22 protein-coding genes and 1 pseudogene are annotated in these 24,224 nt (G+C 73.4%); 6 read left to right on the top strand and 17 right to left on the bottom strand.

The annotated features are described in order from the left end of the window. Positions 1-91: 91 nt before the first annotated feature. From PV410_RS27620 to PV410_RS27610, 3 genes are all read right to left on the bottom strand, one after another. A complete protein-coding gene (locus tag PV410_RS27620; RefSeq protein ID WP_500328374.1) occupies positions 92-319 on the bottom strand; it encodes a hypothetical protein in 228 nt (75 codons plus the stop codon). Beyond that, entirely contained in the window at positions 210-542 is a 333-nt protein-coding gene (locus PV410_RS27615) for an SDR family NAD(P)-dependent oxidoreductase (protein ID WP_500328363.1), read from the bottom strand. The genes PV410_RS27620 and PV410_RS27615 overlap by 110 nt, the downstream gene beginning before the upstream one ends. Before the next feature lie 64 nt (positions 543-606). Further along, positions 607-873: a hypothetical protein gene (locus tag PV410_RS27610; protein ID WP_500328361.1), complete on the bottom strand. Its 267-nt coding sequence runs from the start codon at positions 871-873 to the stop codon at positions 607-609. Between PV410_RS27610 and PV410_RS27605 the strand changes: the two genes are divergently transcribed. After that, the gene (locus PV410_RS27605) at positions 863-1,138 is read left to right on the top strand and encodes a hypothetical protein (protein WP_500328359.1); all 276 of its coding nucleotides are present in this window, start codon (positions 863-865) and stop codon (positions 1,136-1,138) included. The two genes, PV410_RS27610 and PV410_RS27605, sit on opposite strands and share 11 nt — an antisense overlap. A gap of 132 nt (positions 1,139-1,270) precedes the next feature. Here PV410_RS27605 and PV410_RS27600 read toward each other — a convergent pair whose 3' ends face one another. Continuing rightward, positions 1,271-2,020: a lysophospholipid acyltransferase family protein gene (locus tag PV410_RS27600; protein ID WP_500328357.1), complete on the bottom strand. Its 750-nt coding sequence runs from the start codon at positions 2,018-2,020 to the stop codon at positions 1,271-1,273. Positions 2,021-2,490: 470 nt separating this feature from the next. Between PV410_RS27600 and PV410_RS27595 the strand changes: the two genes are divergently transcribed. Continuing rightward, a complete protein-coding gene (locus PV410_RS27595) occupies positions 2,491-2,838 on the top strand; it encodes a hypothetical protein (RefSeq protein ID WP_500328355.1) in 348 nt (115 codons plus the stop codon). Between the two features lie 190 nt (positions 2,839-3,028). Further along, positions 3,029-4,537 (top strand): FGGY-family carbohydrate kinase, encoded by a 1,509-nt coding sequence (locus tag PV410_RS27590; protein WP_500328353.1) that lies wholly within the window; start codon positions 3,029-3,031, stop codon positions 4,535-4,537. A gap of 23 nt (positions 4,538-4,560) precedes the next feature. Here the strand turns inward: PV410_RS27590 and PV410_RS27585 are convergent, their stop codons facing one another. Further along, complete coding sequence (locus PV410_RS27585; protein ID WP_500328351.1) at positions 4,561-5,073, bottom strand: DinB family protein; 513 nt, start codon at positions 5,071-5,073, stop codon at positions 4,561-4,563. Further along, positions 5,070-5,564: an SRPBCC domain-containing protein gene (locus tag PV410_RS27580; RefSeq protein ID WP_500328350.1), complete on the bottom strand. Its 495-nt coding sequence runs from the start codon at positions 5,562-5,564 to the stop codon at positions 5,070-5,072. The genes PV410_RS27585 and PV410_RS27580 overlap by 4 nt, the downstream gene beginning before the upstream one ends. Positions 5,565-5,732: 168 nt before the next feature. Between PV410_RS27580 and PV410_RS27575 the strand changes: the two are divergent. Continuing rightward, a pseudogene (locus tag PV410_RS27575) lies at positions 5,733-6,441 on the top strand (SDR family oxidoreductase). Between the two features lie 4 nt (positions 6,442-6,445). Here PV410_RS27575 and PV410_RS27570 read toward each other — a convergent pair. Continuing rightward, entirely contained in the window at positions 6,446-6,922 is a 477-nt protein-coding gene (locus PV410_RS27570) for a MarR family winged helix-turn-helix transcriptional regulator (RefSeq protein ID WP_500328348.1), read from the bottom strand. Between the two features lie 287 nt (positions 6,923-7,209). Between PV410_RS27570 and PV410_RS27565 the strand changes: the two genes are divergently transcribed. Then, the gene (locus tag PV410_RS27565; protein ID WP_500328347.1) at positions 7,210-8,385 is read left to right on the top strand and encodes an alpha/beta hydrolase family protein; all 1,176 of its coding nucleotides are present in this window, start codon (positions 7,210-7,212) and stop codon (positions 8,383-8,385) included. 70 nt (positions 8,386-8,455) lie between these two features. Here PV410_RS27565 and PV410_RS27560 read toward each other — a convergent pair whose 3' ends face one another. The 5 genes from PV410_RS27560 to PV410_RS27540 all read right to left on the bottom strand — a co-directional run bounded on the left by PV410_RS27560 (position 8,456) and on the right by PV410_RS27540 (position 14,434). Then, positions 8,456-8,869 carry an isochorismatase family protein gene (locus PV410_RS27560; RefSeq protein ID WP_500328373.1) on the bottom strand — a complete coding sequence of 138 codons (414 nt, stop codon included), beginning with the start codon at positions 8,867-8,869 and terminating at the stop codon, positions 8,456-8,458. A gap of 102 nt (positions 8,870-8,971) precedes the next feature. Then, entirely contained in the window at positions 8,972-9,616 is a 645-nt protein-coding gene (locus PV410_RS27555) for an RraA family protein (protein WP_500328345.1), read from the bottom strand. Between the two features lie 47 nt (positions 9,617-9,663). Continuing rightward, on the bottom strand, positions 9,664-10,140 hold the full coding sequence (locus PV410_RS27550) for a cupin domain-containing protein (protein ID WP_500328343.1): 477 nt from the start codon (positions 10,138-10,140) through the stop codon (positions 9,664-9,666). A 233-nt stretch (positions 10,141-10,373) separates the two neighbouring features. Further along, positions 10,374-10,967 carry a malonic semialdehyde reductase gene (locus PV410_RS27545; RefSeq protein ID WP_500328371.1) on the bottom strand — a complete coding sequence of 198 codons (594 nt, stop codon included), beginning with the start codon at positions 10,965-10,967 and terminating at the stop codon, positions 10,374-10,376. Between the two features lie 641 nt (positions 10,968-11,608). Continuing rightward, positions 11,609-14,434, bottom strand: a complete 2,826-nt coding sequence (locus PV410_RS27540) for a helix-turn-helix transcriptional regulator (RefSeq protein WP_500328342.1) — start codon at positions 14,432-14,434, stop codon at positions 11,609-11,611. A gap of 159 nt (positions 14,435-14,593) precedes the next feature. On the opposite strand from PV410_RS27540, the gene PV410_RS27535 reads away from it, so the two are divergent. Further along, positions 14,594-16,108 carry a 4-hydroxyphenylacetate 3-hydroxylase family protein gene (locus PV410_RS27535; protein ID WP_500328340.1) on the top strand — a complete coding sequence of 505 codons (1,515 nt, stop codon included), beginning with the start codon at positions 14,594-14,596 and terminating at the stop codon, positions 16,106-16,108. Here the strand turns inward: PV410_RS27535 and PV410_RS27530 are convergent. From PV410_RS27530 to PV410_RS27510, 5 genes are all read right to left on the bottom strand, one after another. Beyond that, the gene (locus PV410_RS27530; RefSeq protein ID WP_500328339.1) at positions 16,081-18,339 is read right to left on the bottom strand and encodes a helix-turn-helix transcriptional regulator; all 2,259 of its coding nucleotides are present in this window, start codon (positions 18,337-18,339) and stop codon (positions 16,081-16,083) included. The genes PV410_RS27535 and PV410_RS27530 overlap by 28 nt on opposite strands. A gap of 393 nt (positions 18,340-18,732) precedes the next feature. Further along, positions 18,733-19,212 (bottom strand): flavin reductase family protein, encoded by a 480-nt coding sequence (locus PV410_RS27525; protein ID WP_500328338.1) that lies wholly within the window; start codon positions 19,210-19,212, stop codon positions 18,733-18,735. A gap of 106 nt (positions 19,213-19,318) precedes the next feature. Continuing rightward, positions 19,319-22,237: an AfsR/SARP family transcriptional regulator gene (locus tag PV410_RS27520; RefSeq protein WP_500328337.1), complete on the bottom strand. Its 2,919-nt coding sequence runs from the start codon at positions 22,235-22,237 to the stop codon at positions 19,319-19,321. Continuing rightward, on the bottom strand, positions 22,218-23,105 hold the full coding sequence (locus PV410_RS27515; protein WP_500328335.1) for a dioxygenase family protein: 888 nt from the start codon (positions 23,103-23,105) through the stop codon (positions 22,218-22,220). The genes PV410_RS27520 and PV410_RS27515 overlap by 20 nt, the downstream gene beginning before the upstream one ends. Next, a complete protein-coding gene (locus tag PV410_RS27510; RefSeq protein WP_500328334.1) occupies positions 23,098-24,210 on the bottom strand; it encodes a maleylacetate reductase in 1,113 nt (370 codons plus the stop codon). Before PV410_RS27510 ends, PV410_RS27515 begins: the two co-directional genes overlap by 8 nt. Positions 24,211-24,224: the final 14 nt, after the last annotated feature.

Here is a 24,224-nt window from a genome sequence, read left to right as displayed (position 1 = left end):
ACGAACGCCGCGCCGACCTCCACCAGGGCCTCCTGGAACTCGCCTGCAGCATCATCTGCCTCCGACGACTCCGACCTTCATTCTGAAACGATCAGTTAGGGGCCCGCAACACCTGCTCGGCGGGCGCGCCGACCGGCACGCGCAGCGCAGGCGCGGGCTGTTCGATCGTGCCGGCCACCGCGGCGGCCACGTCCTCGGGGGTGATGAGCTCACCCCGGAGGGCGGGCAGGGCCGCGTAGAGCGGGGCGTAGGGATCGTCCTCCTTCAGGAACACCTTGGCGCGCTCCCCGCCACCGGAGGAGACGGCGCCGGGCTGCACGATGCTCACCTTGATGCCGAAGTGACCCGCCGGCGTCCTGGACGGCCTGGTCGACGCTCTCCTGATCGGTGACGTCGAGCCGCAGGCGCCGGTCGACGGGGAAGCAGGCCAGTGTCTCCGGGCGGCGTGCGGTGGCGATCACGCGATGGCCCCGAGCCGCCAGCTCGACGGCGATGGCGCGCCCGATGCCTCTGGACGCGCCGGTGATGAGTACGGACGACATGATCGACCTCCTGGTTGCGGTGGGCGATGCGCCACGGCCGGGCGGCCCGCGCGGCACGGGTGGGTCAGGAGTGTCCGACGCGGACGAGGAGCTTGCCCGTGTTCGTGCCGTCGAAGAGCCTGTGGAGGGCTGCCGGGGCCGCGGTCAGCCCCTCGATCACGTGCCCGCGGCTGCGCAGCTCGCCCCGGCGCACCCGGGGCAGGAGGCCGGCCTCGATCTCGTCGAAGCGAGCCTGGTGGTCCATGGAGATGAAGGGCTCAGACCCCACGGCGCCGCCCGCGGCGGTGACGACGACGGTCTCGCCCTTCTTCGGCCGCCCGATGTCGTGCACTCCCAGCTACTCCCCGAACGGAACCAAGCGCCTCATCCGCCATGACCTCGACGGGGGCCTCCTCGACCCCGACGGACGCTGCCAGGAATGCGGTGCGGGCGTCCCGGTCCCGGAAATCCGCATGGAGCCCGGACCGGGCTTCCAGCCTCAGGGGACCGACGACGATCCCGTCTCCAGTGCGATCAACACCCCGCGGCGGCTGCTCGAGCCCATCGTGACGGCGCGCACCACGGCCCGGGGGCGGGGGCGCGACCAGAGCGTGTGACGGCTGGGCCCCGGGCGCCGTCGAATGGCCCGTGGCGGAGAACCCTCCGCCACGGGCCGCGGCACGTCCGACGATCAACTCACCTGTGGGCAGTACCCGTTGCCGCTCCGCGCGGCCCCGCAGCGTCGCGGGTCACTTGCCGCGCTCGCGCGCGGCGCGGCGCACGCTGTGGCGTTCGGCGGGGGGCTGCTCGGCGCGGATGTCGGCGAGGAGCGCGGTGATGGCGGTCATGATGTCCTCCGTGGCGTCCTTCAGAACGCCCGGCGTGAGCTCCTTGCCGTGGTGGCGGCTGAGGTCGACCGGGGGTCCCGCCACGACGTGCACGGTCTGGCGGGGCACCAGCCACACCCGGCGGTTGCCGCGTCCCCCGCGCGCGTAAGGCGGTGCGATCCGGTGCGCGCCCCACTGGGCGACCGGGATGACGGGCGCGCCGGTCGTCAGCGCGATGCGTGCCGCACCGGTCTTGGCGGCCATCGGCCACAGCTGCGGGTCGCGGGTGACGGTGCCCTCCGGGTAGACCGCGACGCACTCTCCCTTGTTGACGGCGGCGATCGCGTCCCGGAGCGCCAGCGCGGCGTCGGCCGTTCCGCGGTGGACGGGGATCTGGCCGGTCTTGCGCAGCACCGTGCCGACGAAGGGGATGGTGAAGAGGGACGCCTTGGCCAGAAGCCGGGGCGGCCGACCGCTGTTGTACTGGAAGTGCCCGTAGGTGAGCGGGTCGAAGTACGAGATGTGGTTGACGGCGGTGATGAAACCGCCCTCGGCGGGTATGTGTTCGTGCCCGCGCCACCGGTGCCTGACGAGGACGAACAGCACGGGTTTCGCGATGGCCGCGGCCAGCCGGTACCAGAAGCCGTAGGGGTTGTGTGATCTGCCGGACACCCCGGTTCCTCCCTCACATGCGCGGCGCTGACCGGCCGCTCGTTCCTGTTTTCCCCGGTGCGTGGCAGACCGGTGGCGTGTCAGGCGTCCTCGTCGGCTCACCGTTCGCCGGGAGCGCCTGCACGTCCGACAATTTACTTGATCAGGCAAGAGCCTAATGGGTGTGTGGTGCAACGATCAACTTGCCTCCCGGCTGCCGCTCCCGGCCGTGGCCTGCCGCCTGTCGCCTGGATCGCGGCGTCAGCCGCCCGGAAGGCCGACGGCGTCCGGTGTGCGGCCGGCGAGCCAGGCGGCGATCCGCCCCTTGAACTCGCGGATGACGTAGGGGCTGTCGTCGAGCGCTTCATGGCGAAGCCGGGGTGGCCCGCGTGGACGCCGAGGAACGCCGATGCCGCGCCCCGTCCCATGACGTCCCAGCGTTCCAGGAGCCGGACCCGGGCCCAGACCGCCGGCGCGACGTGGCTGCCGCTGTGCTGGTTCCGCAGGGCGGCCTGGTGCGTTCGGGCGCCCCGCGGAAGCTGGACGAGGAATTCGCGGCGATGGTCGAAGAGTCCCGAGGCGACGGCGAGGTCGTACCCGTCCTCGTTGAGCCGCTCGACGAGCCGTGGGTGTCGTACGGGTGGCAGAAGCTGCCGTCCACGTCCTCGGTCGCGTATCCGTGGACGAACGGCATCGTGCCGTCCGGCACGGCGTTCGGGATCACCTCGAGGCCGGCCCGCCGCAGCGGCCGGTACACCTTGCGGTCGCGCTCCCGGATGCCCATCGGCGCCTGTTCTACCAGGCCCGCGGCGCTCCGTCACCCGACTTACCGGAGCTGACGGGCGGAGGCGGCCGGCCGGGCGGCCGGTCCACGCGCGCCGGCAACGGCCGCCTGGTCTTCTGCCGTGACGAGGGCAGCATGAACCGCTGGAACGATTGAATGCGGGGCCGGCGGCGAATGATGCGCGTCCGCCCACAGCAGGACCGCGTTCTCGGTGTCACGGCCCACCCGTGTGGTGACATGCAGGTATGGCCTTCCTCGGTGTCGACGTCGGCACATCCAGCAGCAAGGGCGTCCTGGTCGACGCATCGGGCACGGTGATCGCGACCGCCGTGCGCACGCACACCGTCTCCCGCCCGAGACCAGGACACGTCGAGATGGACCCCGATGTGTGGTGGCGGGAGTTCTGCGACATCACCCGCGACCTCCTGTCCGGCGGTACGCGCGTGGATGCGGTCGGCGTCAGCGGCATGGGCCCGTGCGTCGCTCTGGCCGACGCCGCGAACCGGCCGCTGCGTCCGGCCGTCCTGTACGGCGTGGACACGCGGGCCGTCGCGCAGATCGCCCGGCTCGACGCCGAACTCGGCCGCGGGGCCGTCCTCGACCGGTGCGGCAGCGTGCTGTCCACACAGGCGGTGGGGCCGAAGGTGGCCTGGGTGGCCGAGCACGAGCCCGAGGTGTTCCGCGCGGCACGGCGGCTGTTCATGCCGGCCTCCTTCCTCGCCCACCGGCTCACCGGCGCCTACGTGCTCGACCACCACTCGGCAAGCCAGTCGGTCCCCTTCTACGACACCCGGGCGCAGGAGTGGTACTGCCCCTGGGTGGACGCGGTGTGGCCGCACGCGGAACTGCCCGAGCTGCGCTGGCCCGGTGACCAGGCCGGCACGGTGACGGCCGGGGCGGCAGCGGCAACCGGGCTCCCGCCGGGGACACCCGTCCTGACCGGGACGATCGACGCCTGGGCCGAGGCCGTCAGCGTCGACGCGACCGGACCGGGCGACCTGATGCTCATGTACGGCACGACGATGTTCCTCATCGCCACCGTCACCGCGCAGCTGCGCGTGCCCGAACTGTGGAGCACCGTCGGCGCCTTCCCGGGCACGCGCTCCCTCGCCGCCGGGATGGCCACCTCCGGTGCGGTCACCGAGTGGCTGCGCGGCCTGTTCGGCTCACCCGGCCGCGCGGACCTGCTGGCGGAGGCCGCGGCCAGCGGCGTCGGCGCGCGCGGGCTCGCGATGCTCCCGTACTTCGCCGGTGAGCGGACGCCGATCGCCGACCCCGACGCTCGCGGGGTGATCGCCGGTCTGACCGTCGAGCACACCCGCGGCGACCTGTACCGGGCCGCGCTGGAGGCCACCGCTCACGGCGTGCGCCACAACGTCGAGGCCATGCGCCGGGCGGGCGCCGACATCGAGCGGGTCGTCGCGGTCGGCGGGGGCACGCAGGGCAGGCTCTGGACGCAGATCGTCTCCGACGTCACCGGGCTGCCCCAGGACATTCCCACCGTCACCGTCGGAGCCGCCTACGGGGCCGCCCGGCTCGCCGCCCAATGGGACGGTGGAACGGCCACCGCGACGTGGAACCCCGTCCAGGAGCAGTGCGTACCGGACCCGGCCACGGAGACTGCGTACGACAGGCTGCACAGCCTCTACCGGGGCCTGTACCCGGCGACCCGCGACACGGTCCACGCCCTCGCCCGCCTCCAGCGTGACGCCGCGGGAATCGCGGGCGCCGGGCCCGACCCCTCGGCTTCCTGATGAGCCGTCACACCCCGCTGCGGTCAGTCACGGGCGTAGGGGTCGCCGCCGAGCCAGGTCGTGCCGTCGATCAGTTCGCGGGCGGCGTCCAAGTGGCCGCTGTGACAGGCGACCTCGGTGAGCACGTGGATCAGGATGTGGCGCACGTCGGGCAGCCGCCAGTCGGGCCAGATCTCCTCGGGCCAGGCGGCAGGCGGCTGTTCGAGTGCCGTGGAAGCCAGGACGGCGTCCGCGCGCTCGACGGCCGTCCGGTAGTCGGCGAAGACCTCCTCGGCACTCATCGTCTCGGGCACGGACCAGTGTGCCTGCGCCCCCGCCGTGAGCTGCCGGGCCACAGCCGGCTCGCCCGCGATGACGCCGGGGAACCAGAAGCGTTCGACGTCCAGGGTCAGATGCCGCACCAGGGCCAGGCAGCTCCAGCCGCTGGGCAGCACGGGCCGGCGCAGATCGTCCTCCGAGAGGCCGGCGAGGATCCCGAGGACATGCTGCCGCTGCCGGTCCAGGCCGCCCTTGAGGGCGTCGAATTCGGCGGTCACCGGACGGCGCACAGTTCGGCGAGGCGTTCCAGGGTGCTTGCCATCTGGCTCTGCCACCAGGCGCGCCCGTTGACCACTTCCGTGCGCTTGTCCTCCGGCATGCGCGAACCATCGAAGATCTCGGTCACGATCGTCGCCCCGGCGCCGTCCGGGCGTAGATCGAAGATCCATCGGTGCCCCCACACCGCACCAGGCGCGGCGACATCCGGATGCCCGCGGCCGGGTCGCGGCTCCCAGCCGATGCGGCGGTCCGGCTCGTACTCGACGACGTGGTTGTTCATTTCGTAGTCACCGTGACGCTCGTGGTGCATCCGCATCACGAAGACGTCTCCGACGCCCGAAACGGGGGCGTCGGTGGCGGCACCGCGCAGCATCCCCGAGCCGTCGAACGCAGAGTGTTGTCCCGGGTCCGCCAGGATCCGGAAGATGTCCCCCGCCGGGGTCCCGAAGAGCCGGGACACCGTCACGGTCTCGCCTGTTGTGCTCGTCATCCACGCGCCTCCGTCAGCCGCACACCGCAATCCCGACTCCGGGCGGATGCTACGCCGGGGGTACGACAACGCTGGGAGTTCCACCTTCCGGCCCGACCGGCCAGGGGAGTGATCGTGTACGCACGTTTCGCAGAGAAGGTCATCCTGATCACCGGGGCCACCTCGGGCATGGGCTGGGCGACGGCGGAGCGCGTCGCGGGCGACGGCGCGAAGCTCGTCCTCGCGGCACGCGGCCGGGAGGTCGGTGAGGCGCTGGCGGCCGACATCAAGGCCGCCGGAGGCGAGGCGACCTTCGTACCCACCGACGTGACCGTGGAGGCCGACGTGGAGGAGGCGGTCGGGCAGGCGCTGGGCCTGTACGGCAGGCTCGACGGCGCGTTCAACAACGCGGGCGCCCCCACCGCCGACGGCAGGGTCACCGAGGTCGACAGCGGGGCCTGGCACGCGGACCTGGAGCTGAACCTCACCAGCGTCTTCTACGCCCTGAAGTACGAGATACCCGCGCTCCAGGCGAGCGGCGGGGGCGCGATCCTGAACAACGCCTCCGTCTGCGGCGTCGCCGCGTGCCCGCACGGCCAAGCACGGCGTCATCGGGCTCACCCAGTCGGCGGCGCCGGACGCGGCCGCGGCCGGCGTCCGGGTCAACGCCCTGGTCACCGGCGGTGTCGACACGCCCTTGTCGCGCGCTCTCGCGCAGGCCGACCCGGACCTGACGCCGGAGGACTCCTGGCGCTCGGCCGAAGCGATGCATCCGCTCGGGCGGATGGCCCGGGCGGAGGAGATCGCCGCGTTCGCGGCGTTCCTGCTGAGCGACGAGACCGGGTTCATCACCGGAGCCGCGCTCGCGATAGACGGCGGGATGACCGCCCGCCTGTAGACGGTCAGTCTCCGGCCGCCGGACGCCGCCGCCGGGGCGTCGTGGCCTCGTCGAAGCGTTCGGTCTGGAGTGCGGTGATCCGCCGGAACGCGTCCTTGAAGCGTGCGTACTCCTGCTTGCCGATCTCCTCGGCGTGGCGCTCCTCGATGGCGGCCATGATGGCGTCGGACTTGCGCATCTGGTCGCGTCCCAGGGCGGTGGGCACGATCAGTTTCGCGCGCCTGTCGCTGGGGTCCGGGCGGCGCTCCACGTAGTCCAGGGCTTCGAGTTCGTCGATCAGATTGCCGATGACCTGTTTGTGGGCCCCGGACAGCCGGGACAGTTCCGTCGCCCGGCTGCCCTCTTCGTCGATGTACCCCAGCACCGCGCCGTGCTGGGGGCGCAGCTCGGGATGGCCCTGTTCGGCGAGCTTCTCGAAGAGTTCCTTCTGGACCGAGAAGAGCAGGCGTGCGGACATGATCCCGATGTCGGGATCCGTCACCTTCCGTTCACTGCGCCGCACGGCCGGCCACCCCTTTGCGTCTGGAGTCCCTCACTACGGTCGATCGTAGTGTGGCGGCCTCGCCGGGTGCCCGCTGTGCATCCGGGGCGCACCGCCCGTGTGTTCACCGCGGTGGATGACCACGCGCATGACGCCCGGCCCTCCGTCCGGCCTCCGCTCTCGCTTGCCGCCGTCCCCGGGGACACCTAAGGTTGAATAGTCAAGATCAGTGACTATCAAGTTTGCTCACTAATCGTGTTCCGTGCATCACCCGTCAGGAGCTGAGGATGTCTGTGATCGAGCTGACGACGTTCGTCGTCGCACCGGACAGGACGTCGGACATGCTGTCGGCGCGCTCCGGCATGCTGTCGGCGTTCCGCAAGGACCGCAGGGGCTTCATCGGCGCACGCCTGGTGCGCGTCGCCGACGACACCTGGCTGGACGTCGTCGAATGGGCGGACGCCCTGGCCTTCGACGAGTCGCGCGCGAAGGGGGGCAACCTCCCCGAGATCGCCGCGTTCTTCGCCACGATCGACCGGCTCGTCAGCGCCGACAGCGGGGTGCGCTACGACGACGCGGCCGATGGCTCCCGAGCGGTACGGACCGTCGCCTACGGACCCGAGCCGTCCCAGGTCGGAGAGCTCTACCTCCCCGAGGGCGAGGGGCCCTTCCCCGTCGTGGTCCTGGTGCACGGCGGATGGTGGACGGCCATGTTCGACCGCCGGCAGGTCGTACCGCTGGCCGAGGACCTCGTGGCACGCGGCTACGCCGTCTGGAACGTGGAGTACCGCAGGATCGGCGAACCCGGCGGCGGGTGGCCGGGGACGTTCGACGACATGGCGGCGGCCGTGGACGCCGTCGCCCACCTCGACCCGGCGGTCGACGCGGGCCGCGTTCTGGTGGTCGGACACTCGGCGGGCGGGCACCTGGCCACATGGGTCGCGCACCGCTCCGCCCTGCCGGACGGCGTTCCCGGCGCGCATCCCCGGGTCAAGCCCGTCGCAGTGGTGTCGCTGGCCGGCGTGCTGGACCTGGTCCACGCCGACTCGGTGGCACTCGGCAACGGCATGACGGACTCCGATGCCGACGTCCCGCCCAACGCGCCGCCGCCGTCCCGCGCCGACGTGTGGCCTGCGGTGGCCGCTCAGGCCGGGGACGGCATCGCCCGGCTGCTGCTCGGAGGGAGCGTCGCGGAACACGCCGACCGGTACGCGGTCGCTTCCCCCGTCGAACTCGCCGACGGCGGGGTCCCGGTCCTGGTCGTCCACGGCTCGGCCGACGAGGTGATCCCGCCGGCCTACGCGCAGACCTACGCGCAAGCCGCCACGGCCAAGGGAGCGGACGTCACACTCGCGATCTCACCCGGAGCGGACCACTTCGACGTGATCGACCCGGACGGGCACGCCTGGGGCGTGGCCCGTACCTGGCTGGACGAGCGGCTGCGGCAGCAGACCGGCGAGTAGCCGAGGCGGCACGCGTCATCCCGGTGCCGGGGCCGATGGCGGTCCCGGCGCCGGGACAAGGCACGCGGCGCTACGCGCCGTACGCGGCGGAGATCTGCCCGACGAGCACGGCGAACGGCATGTCGAGGGCCGCGTACACCTGGGCGGCCTTGGCCGAGGCGTTGTCGCCGAGGATCTCGACCATCAGCGTGGCGTAGTCGCTGACGATGACACCCGCCTGCTGGAGCCGGATGAGGCCGGCCTCCCGCTTGGCGCCGGAGAACGTCCCGGACGCGTCGAGCGCGACGTAGGTGTCGTAGCCCTCCGCGGCGGCCGCGATGGCGGGCAGCGTCGCGCACACCTCCAATGAGATGCCCGAGAAGATGAGCTTGCCGCGTCCGGTGGACGTGATGCGCTCGCGTACCCGGTCGTCGTGCCAGGCGTTGACCGTGCTGCGGTCGATGACCTTGGCCCCGTCGGGCAGCACTTCGGCCAGTTCGCCGATCAGCGGACCCCACAGGCTGTCCGCGGACGAGGTGACGAGGAGCGATGTGTCGCGTCGTCGTGTGTCGTGTCGTGGGCCTGCGGCCGCCGGGAACCTGGGCCGCTACCGGGGCGGGCGTTCGTCCAGGAGCCGGGCGACGGACTCGGCGTCCTCGGCTTCGACCTTGGCCGCCTCCTGGAACACCCGCTCCAGGCTGGCCTGAGGGATGACCACGGCTCCCGCCGCGTCGGCGAAGACGTAATCACCGGGAGTGATGCACACCCCCGCGACTTCGACGGCGACGCCGGCCGCGTACGGCATGACGACGTCGCCGCCCCAGCGTGTCGCCTCGCCCCGGCACCATGACGCGAAGCCGTGGTCGCGCAGTTGGGCGAAGTCCCGCAGCCTGCCGTCCGCCAGCACACCGGCGAGCTGGTGACGCTTGACCCGGGACAGTTTAGTGCCGCCACCGTGCGAGACGTCCGGGTACCCGCCGCTGGACAGCACGAGGACCTTCCCGGCCGGGTCGTCGCCGACCGCCTGGTCGAAGAGTTCACCGAAGCCGGTCCCGGCCTGTGGCAGATCGTCGCGGTAGGGCAGGTACGCGATGGTGACGGCCGGACCGAACAGCGTCCTGGAGGCAACGGGGCTCGACAGGGCGAGGATGTGCGCGCGATGGCTGTGGACGCGGCCCATCGCGTCCACCAGCGTGGCGCAGCCCAGCCGTGCCGCCCTGGCCGCGTAATCCGCGTCGTCATGGCTGCTCATGCTTCTCCTCCGAGCGTGCCGCGGCGGTGCCGACCGCAACCGACGTCCTAGCTCGACGGATCGTCGACCTTGATCGCATCCCCCGTGTTGCCGATGAAGACGACCAGCAACTGCGCGGGCTCCGTTCGGCTGGCGTTCTCCGACAGCACGTGGTGGGCGCCCGGCGGCTCGACCCAGTACTCACCCTTGCGGTAGGTGTGAACCGGCTCTCCGGCGAGCTGGCTGCGCACCGTGCCCTTGAGGACGTAGGCGTAGACGAAGGCATCCCCGTGCCGATGCGGGGGCGTGCTCCCATCGGGCGGGTAGTCGACGACCGCCGAGGTGAACGTCTTGCCCTTGACGTTCGGGAGAGCCTGCTCGAGCAGGACGGACAGCTTGTCGGTCGGCCGCATGGACGTTGCCGGAGCGACGACGGCGGCCGGCGCCTCGCCGGCGCCGTCCTTCGCCGCGGGGGCGCATGCGGCGACAGCCGCCATGGTGAGGCCGAAAGCGAGAATGCCACGACGGAACGCCATCGGGGTCATGGCGGCTCTCCTATTCCTGTTCGAATTCTGCGATGTGCGGCGCGCAATACGAAGGGCTCCGGAATGCGAATCCGCTGCGGCAGCCGGCCCATCGAGGATCCTAAAGCGGAATCGGCTCCTCCGCCTGGTCTGCTGTCGAATGCCGATCGGGTGGAATCCGGCCCGCGCGAAATGGCTCAAGCCCCCGGGAGCGGCCCCGGGGGCTTGAGCGCGGCCATCCTCGCTGTCCGGCGTCAGACGGTGCTGACCACCTCGTCGTAGGCCAGTCGCGGGCTGCGCGCGAACCACGCGTCCGTGCCCGGGTTGCCGATGTTGACGACGGCGAGGACGGAGTGGTCGCCGTCGGGGAAGAACTCCTTGTTGATCGCGTCGGCGTCGAAGCCGGTCATCGGGCCGGCGGCGAGCCCGGCGGCGCGGACGCCGACGATGAAGTAGCCCACCTGCAGGGCGGCGTTCAGGGCGGCCGACCGCTCGCGGACCGCGCGCTCGGCGAAGAACACGTCCTTGGCCTGCGGGAAGTGCGGGAAGACGGCGGGCAGTTCCTGGTGGAACTCGTTGTCGGCGGCGAGCAGGGCGACCAGCGGCGCGGTCGCGGTCTTCTTCTTGTTGCCCTCGGCCAGGTGCTGCACAAGGCGTGCGCGGGCGTCCTCGGAGCGGACCAGGATCACCCTCAGCGGCTGCTGGTTCATGGAGGTCGGGCCGTACTTGACCAGGTCGTAGATGTCCTGGACCTGCTCGTCGGTGACCGGGGCGTCGGTGAAGGTATTGGCGGTGCGGGCCTCACGGAAGAGCAGGTCCTGTGCGGCGGGGTCGAGTACGAGCGTCATGGCGGTTCCTCGGGTCGGTACGGTCGGTACGGTCGGTCCGGGTGACGGGGGTGAGGGGCGCCGTACGGTCCTGGCCCACCAGAACTGGGCGCCCGCGCCGAGCAGGTACACGCCGGTGGCGGTGGCCCCCACCAGGCCCCACAGCAGGGGGCCGGACAGGACGTGCGCCAGCAGTGCGCTGAGCACGGCGCCGAGGGCGACCGTGGCCAGGTGCAGTGCGGCCCAGACGGGGCCGGCCGGTGGTGCCGTGCGCGCCAGGGGACGCCCGAGGCCGCCGTGGGCGGCGGCCCCCACCGCGACGTAGGTGAGCGTGGCGCCGGTGAGCAGCGCCAGCACCTCCGCGGCGGACGGTGCGTCCCGTGCGGACGCGGTCACGGCGGTGGCCGTCCACAGGGCCAGGGTGTAGCCGTGGGGTGCCGCGCCGGCCGCCACGATGCCCTGGAGAGAGCCGCGGTATCCGCGCGCGGTCGTCATGGTCCCTCACTCCCGGAACTGAGTGGGGCGGCCACCGGACCGGAGGCCTGCCCCGCCACCAGCATCGGGAGGAGGGCCATGGGCGGGCATCGCCCATTCAAGGGATCTTGGCGGCCCGCGCGGTGAGGCCGCGATCAGGCCGCGGTCAGGCGGCGGTCAGGCGGCGGTCAGGTCCGGTCGGCGCCCGCGCCGGTCCGTTCCACCGCCAACCGGGTCAGTTCCACGCGGGTGTTGATGCCGAGCTTGGTGAAGACGTGCTTCAGGTGGGTGTTGACCGTGTGGACGGACAGGTAGAGGCGGTCGGCGATGGCCCGGTTCGTGAGTCCCTCCGCGACGAGGGGCACCACCTTCAGCTCGGACTCGGTCAGGCTGTCCCAGCCGGAGGTGGCGGCCGCGCGGCGGGTCATACCGGAGGCGCGTACGCCGAGGTCCCGCAGGAGGCGGCGGACGCGCTCGCTGTCGTGGAGGGCCCCGGTCGCGGCGGCGAGCCGCGCGGCCTCCTCCAGCGACGCGACCGCCGCATCGGTACGGCCGTTCGCGGCCAGGAGGGTGCCCAGGTCCTCGTGGGCCGCGGCCAACGCCGGGAGGCGGCCCCCGAGACGCTGATCTGCGACGGCTGCCTGCAGTGCCGCGGCGTCGTCGAGAAGGAGCCCGTCGATGTGGTCCCGTACGGCCAGGACGACGTCCTGACCGCCGTTCTCCTCGGCCACGGCGCGCACGACCGTGGCCACCGCCTCGGCCGTCGCCCGGTCGCCACCGCGCAGTGCCGTACGCGCCAGGGCCGGCCAATGGCCGGGGGGCAGACAGAGCAGCCAGGCCGTACGGTCACCCGTGTGGAAGAAGGCGCCGAGTGCCTCGGCCGCCGCCGCGCCATGGCCCTGGGCCTGCAGGAGGCGGGCGTGGGCGAGCGCCGTCCACGGGCCGTACGGGGTGCCGTCGGGTGCGGCCGCGGTCGCGGCCCGCAGATGCGCACCGGCCTGGGCGAGGTCACCGCGCGCGGTGTCGACCAGGGCCAGGACGGCGCGGACCAGGGGCACCGCGCGGGCCGTCTCCAGCTCCGCGGCTACGGTGAGGCAGGCTTCGGCCTCCACGGCCGCGTCGTCCAGGGCACCGCCTTCCAGCAGGGCGATGGCCCGGCAGGCGTGCCAGTGGGGCAGTGACCAGCCCAGGCCGAGGGATTCGGCGGAGCGCTGGCCCTCGCGCAGTACCCGCGGGGCGTCCTCCAGCCGGTCGGTGGACAGCATGACGATGGCCAGCCACAGGGCCGGGATGCGGGGCGGCCGCAACCGCAGGCCGTCGGCGGTCGTGGCGGCCCGTCCGGAGGCGTTCTCGGCGAGTTCGAGGGCGCGGTCCAGGTGGCCGCGGTAGAAGGCGGTCTGCGACTGGAAGACCATGGCGCTGACGACGACGGCCGGGTCGGCGCTGCGGTACGCCGCCTCGACCAGCCCGGTGTCCGTCTCCTCCGCGGCCGCGATCTCGCGGCGGTGGATGTGGGCGGTCGCCTTGGCCTTGAGCAGCCGGACGCGCAGGTCCTGCGGGAGGTCGGGCAGCTCCAGGGCCCGCCGCAGATGGCTCATCGCGGCCGCGTCGTCGCCCGCCGCCTGGTGGATCTCGCCGCCGACCAGCCGGAGTGCGGCCTCCTGGGCGGGTTGCAGCCCGTCGGAGATGGTGGCGTCGACCAGTTCGAGGGCCTCGTTGACCCGCCGGGTCCAGCCGAGCAGTTCGGCCGCGTGGGTGAGCAGTTCGACGCGCCGCGGGTCGTGGGCCGGCAGCAGGTCCGCCGCCTGGCGTGCGAGGTCGGCGGCGGATCCGGGGACGGTCCGCGACAGCTCCCGGACGGCGGTGGTCAGGGTGTGCACGGACGCGTCGTCGATGGTGCCGCCGGCGAGGACGAGGTGCCAGGCGATCTCCGCCCGGTCGCCGCCGCCGTCGCGCAGGGCGTCGGCGGCCTCCCGGTGCAGGGCCACGCGCACGGGCAGCGGGAGGTCGTCGTGGACGGCCTGCCGGATCAGGTCGTGCCGGAAGGCGAACCGGCGGCCCGCGCTGACCAGCAGTTGTGCGCCCAGGACGCTGTCCACGGCGGACAGCAGCCCGCCGACGGGCCTGCCGAGCATCCGGGCGACGACGCCGAGGTCGAACGCGCGGCCCAGCACCGAGCCGATCTGCAGCAGATGCCGTGCGTCCTCGGGCAGCCGGTCCAGCCGCTCCCGGACGCTGCGCCGGAATCCGGCGGGCATCTCCTGGGTCAGGGGGGTCGCGGTGCCGCCGTGGATGCCGACGGCGTCGGCGTCGCGCAGCGAGCGCAGGAGTTCGATCGCCAGGAAGGGGTTGCCCGCGCTGCCGTCCAGCAGCCGGGACAGGGCGGGGGTGGGCGCCGCCCCGAGGACGTCCGCCGCCAGCTGCCGCAGCGCCGCGGGCGGGAGCGGCCCGAGGGTCAGCCCGCGCGCCCCCCGGTCGCGCAGCGTACGGCTCATCCGGGTGACGTCGGACCGCTCGGTGCCGGAACGTACGGCGATCACCCACAGGACCCGGGAGGCCGCCAGCCGCCCGGGCAGCGTCCGCAGGGCGAACAAGGTGGCCGGGTCCGCCCATTGCGCGTCGTCGACGAGGACCGCCACCGGGGCGCGCTGGGCGCGGTCCTCCAGGGCGTCGGTGGTGCCGTCCAGCAGCCACAGCCGCTGGTCGCCGGTGGCCTCGGGGGCCCGGCGGGCGCCGGCGGCGGGGCCGTGCACCGCGGCGTGCAGCGCGGCCAGCGGGGCGTACTGGTCGAGCTCGTCGGCCCGTACCCACAGGACGTCGAACCCGGCCGCGCCCGCCAGCTCTCCCAGGCGGGTCAGCAGTCCGCTCTTGCCGGTGCCGGACGCGCCCTCCACGAGGACGCACGCGCCCTCCCCGCGGAGCACCCCGTCAAGGGCCGCGCGCAGGGCGGCGATCTCGTCGTCGCGGCCCCTCAGGCGGGGGGAGTGCGTCGTCCGGGAGACCGCATCGTGCATGCCGCAATCGTGCCGCACGGGACCGGGCCTCCTCAATGCCGGAGGGCCTGTGACCGGCGGTTTCACCCGGGGTGATGTGCCGCGGCGGGGCGCGCTCTCACCCCGTCGGGGCGCAGGCTGCGTTCCGTCCAGATCCCGTGTCCCGGAAAGGAGCACGACGTGCGTACAGGCAAGGAATACCTGGCGGCACTCGACGACGGCCGGAAGGTGTGGGTGGGTGACGAGCTCGTCGACAACGTCGCCACGCACCCGAAGACCAGGGCGTACGCCCGGCGGATCGCCGAGTTCTACGACCTGCACCACCGCCCGGACCTCCAGGACGTCATGACGTTCGTGGACGAGGACGGGGTCCGCCGGTCCATGACGTGGTTCCAGCACCGCAGCAAGGACGACCTGAAGCGCAAGCGGCGCTACATCGAGACCGTGCTGCACGAGCTGGGCGGCGGCGCCACCCCGCGCACCCCCGACGTCAACAACTACGTCCTGCTGACCTACGTCGACGACCCCGAGCCCTGGAGCAGCCAGGCGGTGGGGACCGACGGCCGGGACCTCACCGCGGGGATCCTCGACTTCTGGCGGCAGGCGCGGGACGGCGACCTCAACACGACGCCGGCGTTCGTGGACCCGCAGACCGACCGTTCCCGGGAGTCCGCGCAGGCGGAATCGCCCGCGCTGAAGGTCGTGGCCACCTCCGACGAGGGCATCACCGTGCGGGGCGTCAAGGCCATCGGCACGGGCGCGGCCTTCGGCGACTGGATCCACATCGGCGTGTTCTACCGCCCGGGCATCCAGCCGGAGCAGGTCATCTTCGGCGCGGTCCCGCCCAACGCGCCCGGCGTCACCATCATCTGCCGGGAGAGCAACGTCCGCGACGGCGAGGACGTCGAGCACCCGCTCGCCTCGCAGGGCGACGAGCTCGACAGCGTCATCCTCTTCGAGGACGTGCTGATCCCCTGGGACCGGGTGTTCCACATCGGCAACCCCCAGCACGCCGCGCTGTACCCGCAGCGCGTCTTCGACTGGCTGCACTACCAGGCGCTCGTGCGGCAGATGGTGCGCGCCGAGCTGATGCTCGGACTGACCCTGCTGATCACCGAGCACATCGGCACCTACCAACTGCCCCCGGTGCAGGCGCGCATCTCGCAGTTCGCCGGGTTCCACCAGACGCTGAAGGCCCATGTGCTCGCCTGCGAGGACGAGGGCTTCACCACCCCGGGCGGCCTGTACAAGCCGAACGTCCTGATGTTCGACTACGGCAGGGCGTACTACCTGGAGAACATCGCCCGCATGGTCAACGAGGTGATCGACCTGGCCGGGCGCGCCTCGCTGATCTTCCCCACCGAGGGGCAGTGGCAGCGCCCGGAGCTGCGGCCCTGGCTGGAGGCACTGCAGACCGGCCCGGTCGGCAGGCCGCACGACCGGCTGAAGATCAGCCGGGTGATCCGCGACCTGTTCCTGTCCGACTGGGGCGACCGCATCAGCACCTTCGAGAACTTCAACGGCACGCCGCTGCTGGCGATCCGCACGCTCACCATGAAGCGCGCCGAGCTGTCCCCGAGCGGGCCCATCGCCGACCTCGCCCGGAAGGTGTGCGGCATCGACGGTCCCGCGGAGGAGAAGGACACCGCGTACACGGCCCAGGCGGACTACGCCCGCCGGCAGGACGCCTCGTAGGAGGTGCCGGGCCCGGGATGCAGCACGCCGCACTCCCGGGCCCGGGCCACCGCGCCGCTGCGGCTGTGCGCGTCGAGCTTCCGGAACAGGGAACTGACCTGGGTCTTCACGGTGTTGCGGGACACGTGCAGCTCGGCGGCGATCTCCCGCAGCGTCAGCGGACCGCACAAGGCGCGCAGGATCCGGCGTTCCCCGGGGGACAGGTCCTGCGCTCGCGGTACTGCACCTGCACCTGCTGCTGCGGGCCCGGGCCGTGCCGTGCCAAGGCGCGCGAGCAGACCGCCCAGCACCTCAGGAACGGCACCGCCCTCGTCGGGCACGGACACGGGGACGGCGCCGCGAACGCCGCGCGGCAGTCCCGAGGCGACGACACCGGCCAGCGCCCACAAGTGCGGCTCGCCGCCGTGGACGGTCGCCGTCATCGCCCGCGCCGCGCCGGACAGGGCCTCGGCGGCGTCGGTACGGGCGAGGTCCTCCAACAGCAGTCCCGCATGGCACAGATGGGCGGGCGCCGCGGCGAAGTGGCCGGTCAGACCCTCGGCACGGGCCGTGTCCAGCGCCTGCTCCACCAAGGTGCGCGCCCGTTCCCGGTTCCCGTCCAGATACGCGCACAGGGCCCGCGAGCCCAGGGCGCGGACGAGGACCAGCGAGTGCCGGGCGCCGTGCGCGTCGCGGACCGCCTCGGCCAGGTGGGCGTCCGCCTCCTGCGTACGCCCCTGCCACAGCAGCGCGGTGCCCTGGGCGACGCAGGCCAGCGCCCGCCAGGCGGTCAGCGCGGCGGGACGGCGGACATCCGCCCCGTCGAGCCGGACCTGGGCGGCGCTCTCCCCCCGCAGACAGCGGACGAGAGCCTGGGCAACGGCCGCCGCCTGCGCCACCGTTCCCCCTTCCCCCACGGTGCCCGGCCCGCACGGCCGGGCCTTCGCCACGTCGAGCCACCGCTCCGCCGCCTCGGGATCGCCCTCGCACAGCGCCGTCATCGCCGCCACGACACACAGCCGGGCGTCGGCGCGGACCGCGCGGGCCGGCAGCATGCGCAGCCACCGTGCGACGTCCGCGGTCCGGCCCGCGGCCAGGGTCTCCTCCCAGGCCTGAAGGACGGCCGTCAGCGCGCCCGGGATGTCGCCGGCCTCCACGAAGTGCCGTACGGCGGGCGTCGTCCGACGCCGCTCGCCGTACCAGTGCCCGGCCGCGTGGTGCAGCGCCGCGGCCCCACCTGGCTGCTCGGTGGCCAGGACCCCGGCCAGCAGTGCGCGCAACGCCGGGTGGTGCCGGTAGGCCCCCGGAGCCGTACCCGAGGGCACGAGCAGTTGCACGGTCCGCGCGAGGTCGCGCAGCAGCACTCCGGCGCGGTCGCTGCCCGTGACGGCACGACAGGACTCCGGGCTCAGTTCGTCCAGGACGCTGGTGCGCAGCAGGAAGGCGCGCTGCTCGGTGGTGAGCCGGTCCAGGACCTCGGTGCCGAGGTAGTCGGCGACCGCGCGGGCGCCGTCGACGGCAGGCCCGCCGGGACGGGCACCGGCCGCGTCCCCGGCGCGCGTGCGCCCCAGCATGCACAGGCCCGCCGCCCATCCCTCGGTCAGGTGGTACAGCTCGCGCACCCTCCGCTCGTCCACCGGGCCGGCGGAGCGGCACGCCAGCAGGGCGGCCGCCTCGTCAGGGGCGAAACGCAGCTCGTCCGCCGCGAGGTCGGCGGCGAGCCCCCGGGCGCGCAGCGCCGGCACCGGCGCCCCGGGGAGGTGGCGGGTGGCCAGCACGGCCCGCATGCCCGCGGGAAGCGCGGTCAGGAAGTCCCCCAGGCAGCGCAGGGCCGCCTGGTCGGTGAGCCACTCCACCCCGTCCAGCACCAGGGTGAGCGGCGATCCGCCCGCCGGCGCAGCCAGGATGCGGGGCAGCAGGTCCTCGACCCAGGCCTCCAGCGTCCATGCCCCGGCGGGCGGGGGAGTGGGCAGCCCCGGCCGGAACGGGCGCAGCGCAGCGAGGACCCCGGCCCACAGCCGCGCCGGGGTGTTGTCGTACGCGTCCAGCTCCAGCCACGCCACCTGGCCGTCACGGGCCTGGAGGGCACGGGCCCAGTCGGCGAGCAGCACGCTCTTCCCGGCGCCCGGCGGCGCCGAGACGACGACCACGGGCTCCACCGCGGCGTCCAGACGACGCAGCAGCCGCGGCCGCGGCACGAACTGCCGTGGCCGCGCGGGCGGGTGGAGCTTGTACTCGGCAATGGTGTTCACCAGGTTCCTCCGAGGATGCCCCGTCCTGCGGACCGGCGAGGCATCGGTCCCCTGCGGAGCAGGGCAGGAAACGAGGTATCGCGCCCAGGGCGAAAGGCCGGCGGGTAGTGCGTGTGTCGTGCTGAGCGAGAACCAGGCCAGCGCGACGGCGCGTTGCGAGAACCAAGCACGAGCCACCTCAGCTTTGGCATACACAACCGGGCGGGTTCCGTCCCGGCTGGTGTTGAGGGAGTAAGACCTTGCGGGTCGCTGACCCGCGGGGCTTCCTGAGCCAGGAATCCCCTTGCGTCAGCACGGGGAGGGTTCAAGGAGCCTCCCACCGGGCCGTAGGGGCCCCGGTGCCCGGCGGGCACGACACGGCACCGGGCACCGGGGGGACTGTCACGACAGGGCCTAGCTCAGGACGCCGAAGCCGCCCGCGAAGTACAGCAGCGGACGGGCCTGCGCCTTGTGCTCGAAGTGCCGGACGTCGCCGACGAAGATGGTGTGGTCGCCGCCGGGCAGCGCCTGGGAGACGTCGCAGACCATCGTGGCGATCGCGTCCTTGAGCACCGGCACGCCGTGGTCCTCGTCGACGCTCACGCCCGCGAAGCGGTCCTTCACCGGAGCGGAGAAGGTGCGGGCCAGGTGCTCGCAGTCCTCGCCCAGGACGTTGACGGCGAAACGGCCGTGCTCGGAGATCGCGGTGCGGGTGAACAGGTGGTTGCCGATGCACACGATCAGCTGCAGCGGGTCCAGCGACAGTGCGGAGACCGCACTGGCCGTCATGCCCACGGGGGCGCTTGCGGTCCGGGTGGTGATGACGCTGACCCCGGTGGCCAGGCGTCCCATCGTGGCGCGGAAGGCGACGGTCATGTCGAGGGTTTCAGTCATGGGAGACCTCCGGGAAGGAGTGTGCCGAGCCCTGGTGGACGTGGTGAACTGTGCGCCGCCGCCTGTTAATAGGAGGGAAACCGCACTGTGGCCGGGGGTTCACGGCTCATCGGCGCAGCCGCTCGACCAGGCGTCTCATCTCTTCCGACGGGCGCACGCCGAGATCGGCCATGGCCCGCAGGTAACCCCGGTACAGCTCGATGAGTTCGTCGTCGTCCCCGGCCGCCTCGGCGCCGGCCAGCGCCAGCCGCCAGGCCTGCTCGCGGTACGGATCACGTTCCAGCGCCGCTCCCGCCAGCTCCCGTGTCTCACGGATCCGGCCCAGGCGCAGGGCGACGGCGCCGGCGTCGACCTGCGCCTGGATGAGCGCGGCCGCCAGTTCCTCGCGCCGGGCGTCCAGCCACGGCGTGGACACGCCCTCGAAGTACGGGCCGCGCCCCGCGGTCCGCAGTGCCTGCAGGAGGGTGTGGAGCCGGTGCTCGCCGTCCTGCCTGCCGGCCTCGGCCAGCAGCCGCCGGAAGGCTCCCGAGGAGCCCGTCGCGGACGCCTCGGGCGTCAGCCGGTAGACGTCGCCGTCCTGCAGGAGCGCCAGCCCTTCCGGCAGCACCTCCCGCAGCCGGTACACCGCCTGCCGCAAGTAACTGCGCCCCGCGGCGTCGCTCCGGCCGGGGAACAGGGCGCTCAGCAAGATAGGGCGCCGCGCGGTCGCGGCGGGCCTGGCCAGCAGGAACGCCAGCAGTTCGGTGCTCTTGGCCAGACGCGGCTGTACCTCCCGCCCGTCCGCGGACAGCCGGACCGCCCCAAACTCCTCGAGGACCAGACGCGGTGCGACGGGAGCACTGAGCGCCGGGCCGGAGGACCGCGCCGCCACCAACTCGTGCCAGGGTGAGGAGTGCGAGGGCTCGGCGTCGGCCCTGCGCACGGCGACCGCCGGCATGTCGTCCAGCGCCTGCAGCAGCAGATGACGGCCGCCCTGGGCGGCGGACACCCCCAGGGCCAGGTCGGCCGCGGCGTCCGCGGCCTCCACGTCACCGGCCCGCCACATCGCCTCGCTCAAGTAGACGGCCGCGGTCGGCAGTTCCAGCAGCCGGTCGCCCGCGGTCATGGCGGCGACCGCGTCGGCCAGCGGGCGGACCGCCTCCTGGTCCCGGCCCGCCAGGAGCAGTTGCAGGCCGCGCCACGTGCCGGACAGTTCCCCGGTGAAGGCGTAGCGGGCGCTGCCCCGAAGTCCGGCCGCGGTCAGCGCCCGGGCGGCCCGCGCCAGGTCGCGGTCGAGCCGCAGCGCCAGTTTGGCCTCCAGCAGCAGGCTGAGGATCTCGTACACGCGTGAGCCGGTCGCGGCGATGGCCGGGCGTCCGGCCGCCAGCGCGGCCCAGGCCTCCTCGCGCCGGCCGAGGTCGGCCATCAGCTCCACGTCGTCGATGGCGGTCAGCCACACCGGCCGGGGTCCGTCCCCGAGGGACGCGTACATCTCGCCGGCCTGGGAGATGCGGCCGGTCGCGCGGAGCGCGGCGACGGTCCACGGGGCGCCGGTCGCCCGGCGCCAGGCACCGGGCGGGGCGGGATCGTCCTGGAGCTCGGCGAGCCGTCCGCCCATGTAGGCGATCCGCATCAGCATGACCTCGACCGGGCCCGCGGCGTCGGCCCGCAGGTCCGGGAGCGGGGTGAGGGGGCCGCCGTCCGCCAGCGACATCAGCGCGGCGGCGATGTCGCGGTGGCGGCCGGGGGGCATCACCTGCAGCATCCGCCGGGCCTCTTCGAGCCTGCCCGCGTGCCAGAAGCACCACACCAGCAGCGTCAGGTCCTCGCTGCCGCCGGGCTGGTCGGGCAGCCGGCCCCACCAGGACCGTCCGTGGTGGTCGGCCAGCCGCAGCCCGCGCCAGCACTGCTCACGGCCGAACGCGACGCGCAGCGCGGCGGACGCGATCCCCGGGGCGGGCGGCCCGGGCACCGGCCGCATCCGGTCGAGCCAGCTCTCCGCCGTGGCCAGGTCCAGCCGCTCCAGGATGCCGGGCAGGACCTGTTCTGCGGCGCGCCGGGCCGCCGCCGACTCCCCGGCCATCAGCAGCTCGGTGACGGCGTCCTCGTGACGGCCCGCCGTCTCCAGCAACGCGGCGTGCCGGCGTCTCAGCTCGCGCCGGGCGCCCTCCTCCATGGCGTCGGCGCGTTTGCGCAGGTACTGACGGAACCGTGGCAGCGCCCGCATGGTGCCGTCGCGGGACCAGGTCAGCGGCAGCCGGCGGTGGCGCAGGGAGGCCATGACCCGGTCCGTCCCGTACAGCCCCAGCGCGTTGGCGGACTCGGCGGTCACCTCGTCCAGCACGCTGGTCGCCACGAGCAGTGCCGTCTCGTCCTCGGTGAGTTGCCGCAGCAGGTCGGCGGAGAGCAGGTCGAGCCTGCCCGCCGCGGCCGCGGGGTCCGTGGCCCACCAGTCGTGCAGGACCCCGGTGACCCAGCCCCCGGTGGCCCGCACCCGCAACTGCGCCTGGCCGTCCTGCCCGGTGGGTCGCAGGGCGCGGGCCGCCTCGGAGACGTCGAAGGCGAGGTCGGTGTCGTCGAGGAACGCCACGCGATGGACGTCTGCGAGCCCTCCGATGCCCTGGGGCGGCTCCGTGCGCGTGACGAGCACCAGCCGGAGCCCCCGCGGCGGTTCCACGACGAGTGCGGTGAGCGCCTCCTCGGCCATGGCCCGCCCTGCGACGTGCTCCAGCCCGTCGACCACGAGCAAGGGCGGCCCCGCGCCGCCGGCGGACACGGCCTCCGTCAGACGGCCGCGGAGGACCTCACCGGCGCCGTCCCCGGTGGGGAGGCCGCCCAGGGGTATCCAGGCGGCCGGGCCCGGCAGGGCCCGTGCCGCCTGGAGCACCGCGGTGGTCTTGCCCGACCCGGCGGAGGCCGCGACGACCAGCACCGGATGTCCCGCCAGCGCCTGAAGGACACGGCGGGTCACCCGCGGCCGGGGCACGACGTGCGCCGGCAGGTCCGGCAGGGCCGGGCGCCGCCCGTCAGGAAGGCCGGGGGTCATGAGCCGACCGTCCCGGCTCGAGCACGAAGGTGTGACGGAGCAGGGTGTACGGCTGGTCGGTCCGCGTGCCGTACGGACCGGTGCCGGCCGGGTGGTTCGCGTACTGCGTCACCAGCGACTGCTTGACGCCGAAGACCGGGTCCTGGTCGAGGTACAGGTCGTCGGAGGGGAACAGCATCGTGGTCACGCGCTGGAACCCCTCGGCGGCGATCATGACGTGCAGATGCGCCGGCCGCATCACGGACCGGCCGGTGGCCCGCATCATCTCGCCCACCGGACCGTCGTCGGGGATGGGGTAGCTCGACGGGCGGATCGAGCGGAAGCGGAAGCGCCCCTCGCCGTCGGTGCGCAGCAGGGCCCGCATGGCCGGGTCGGACAGGCCGGGGACGTCCACGTCGTAGTGGCCGTCCGCGTCGCTGTGCCAGACGTCGATCCCGGCGTTCGCGACCGGCGCGCCGTGGTCGTCGGTCACCACCCCCTCGAAGAACAAGGGCGTGCCCGGCAGCCCCTCGGAGATGTCGGCGCCGTCGGCCGCCTGCGGGCGGTCGTCACGGAAGAAGGGACCGAGGACGCTGTTCTGCGTCGATCCCTCCGCCCGCCGGTTGCCGAGCGCGTCGACCAGCATCGTGATCCCCAGCACGTCGGACAGCAGGATGAACTCCTGCCGCGTGGGGGTGCACTTCTGCCCCGTACGCGTGAGGAAGTCCACGCCGCGCGCCCACTCCTGCTCGGTCAGACCGGTCTCACGGACGAAGTCGTGCGCATGCCTGACCAGGCACTCGAGGATCTCGGCGAGGCGGTCGTCCTTCGCGTCGCGGACCGTGGCGACGACGGCCTCGGTGATGGTGGAATCGGTGAGGTCACGCATGACGGGCTCCCGTCGGGTCGGAGGAATGGTCGTCGGCGGCCCGGTGGGGCGGTTCGCCCGCCCAGGCCCGTTGCAGGAGGTCGCGTACGGCGTCCCGCCGTACCGGGCGCGGGTTCCAGTAGCCGTCCCGGACGATCAGGTCGGCGGCCTCGCCGATGCCCGACTCGGGCATGCCGAGGTCACGCAGCGCCCGGGGCGCGCCGATGTCGCCCGCGAAGTCGAAGACCGCCGTCGCGGGATCGAGGTCGGCGCCGGGCAGCGCCCGGCCGATCCGGGCCATGGCCGCCTCGGCCGCCGGGGCGTTGTACGCGATGACGTGGGGCAGCACGACGGCGTGGGTCTCCGCGTGCGGCAGACCGAAGGAGCCGCCCAGGACATGGCACACCTTGTGGTGCAGGGCCATGCCGACGGTGCCCAGACAGGTCCCTGCCAGCCACGCCCCGTACAGCGCGGCGGCGCGCGCCTCGGTGTCCGCGGGATCCCGAAGGATCGCCGGCAGGGCCGTGGCCAGGGCGTCCAGGGCCTCACCGGCGGTGAGGAAGGCGAGCGGGTCGCCGTCCTGGGCGTACAGCGCCTCCACGGCGTGCGCCATGGCGTTGAGCCCGCTGACCGCGGCGACGTGCGGGGGCAGGGTCAAGGTGAGGTCGACGTCGTACACGACCGTGTCGAGCAGGATCTCCGGCAGCCGCCGGGTGGTCTTCACACCACCCTGGGTCTCGCCCAGGATCGGGGTCATCTCCGAACCCGCGTAGGTGGTGGGAAGGGCGAGCTGCGGCAGCCCGGTGCGCAGCGCGACGGCCTTGCCGAGGCCGATGGTCGAGCCGCCGCCCACGGCGAGCAGGCAGTCCGCGCCGGCCGCGCGGGCCGCGTCGACCGCCTTCTCGGTGACGGGCACGGGCGTGTGCGCGGCCGCCTGGCCGAACACCCCGGCGGCGAGCGGGCCGAGGAGCTCGCTCACCTCCCGGGCCTGGTCGGTCTGCCCGGGGGTGCACAGCACGAGGGCCCGGCCGCGCCCCAGCGCCCTGACCTCGTCGGCGAGCCCCTTGCGCGTTCCGCTGCCGAAGACCACTTTCGTGATCTGTCCTCTATGCACGAACGACTTCATAGTTGCCCCTTGCA

Source organism: Streptomyces sp. PA03-5A (assembly GCF_033792725.1).
In the GTDB taxonomy this organism is placed as follows: Bacteria; Actinomycetota; Actinomycetes; order Streptomycetales; family Streptomycetaceae; genus Actinacidiphila.
Note: the sequence above shows the minus strand (reverse complement) of the source record. Positions and strands in the feature narration are given on the sequence as shown.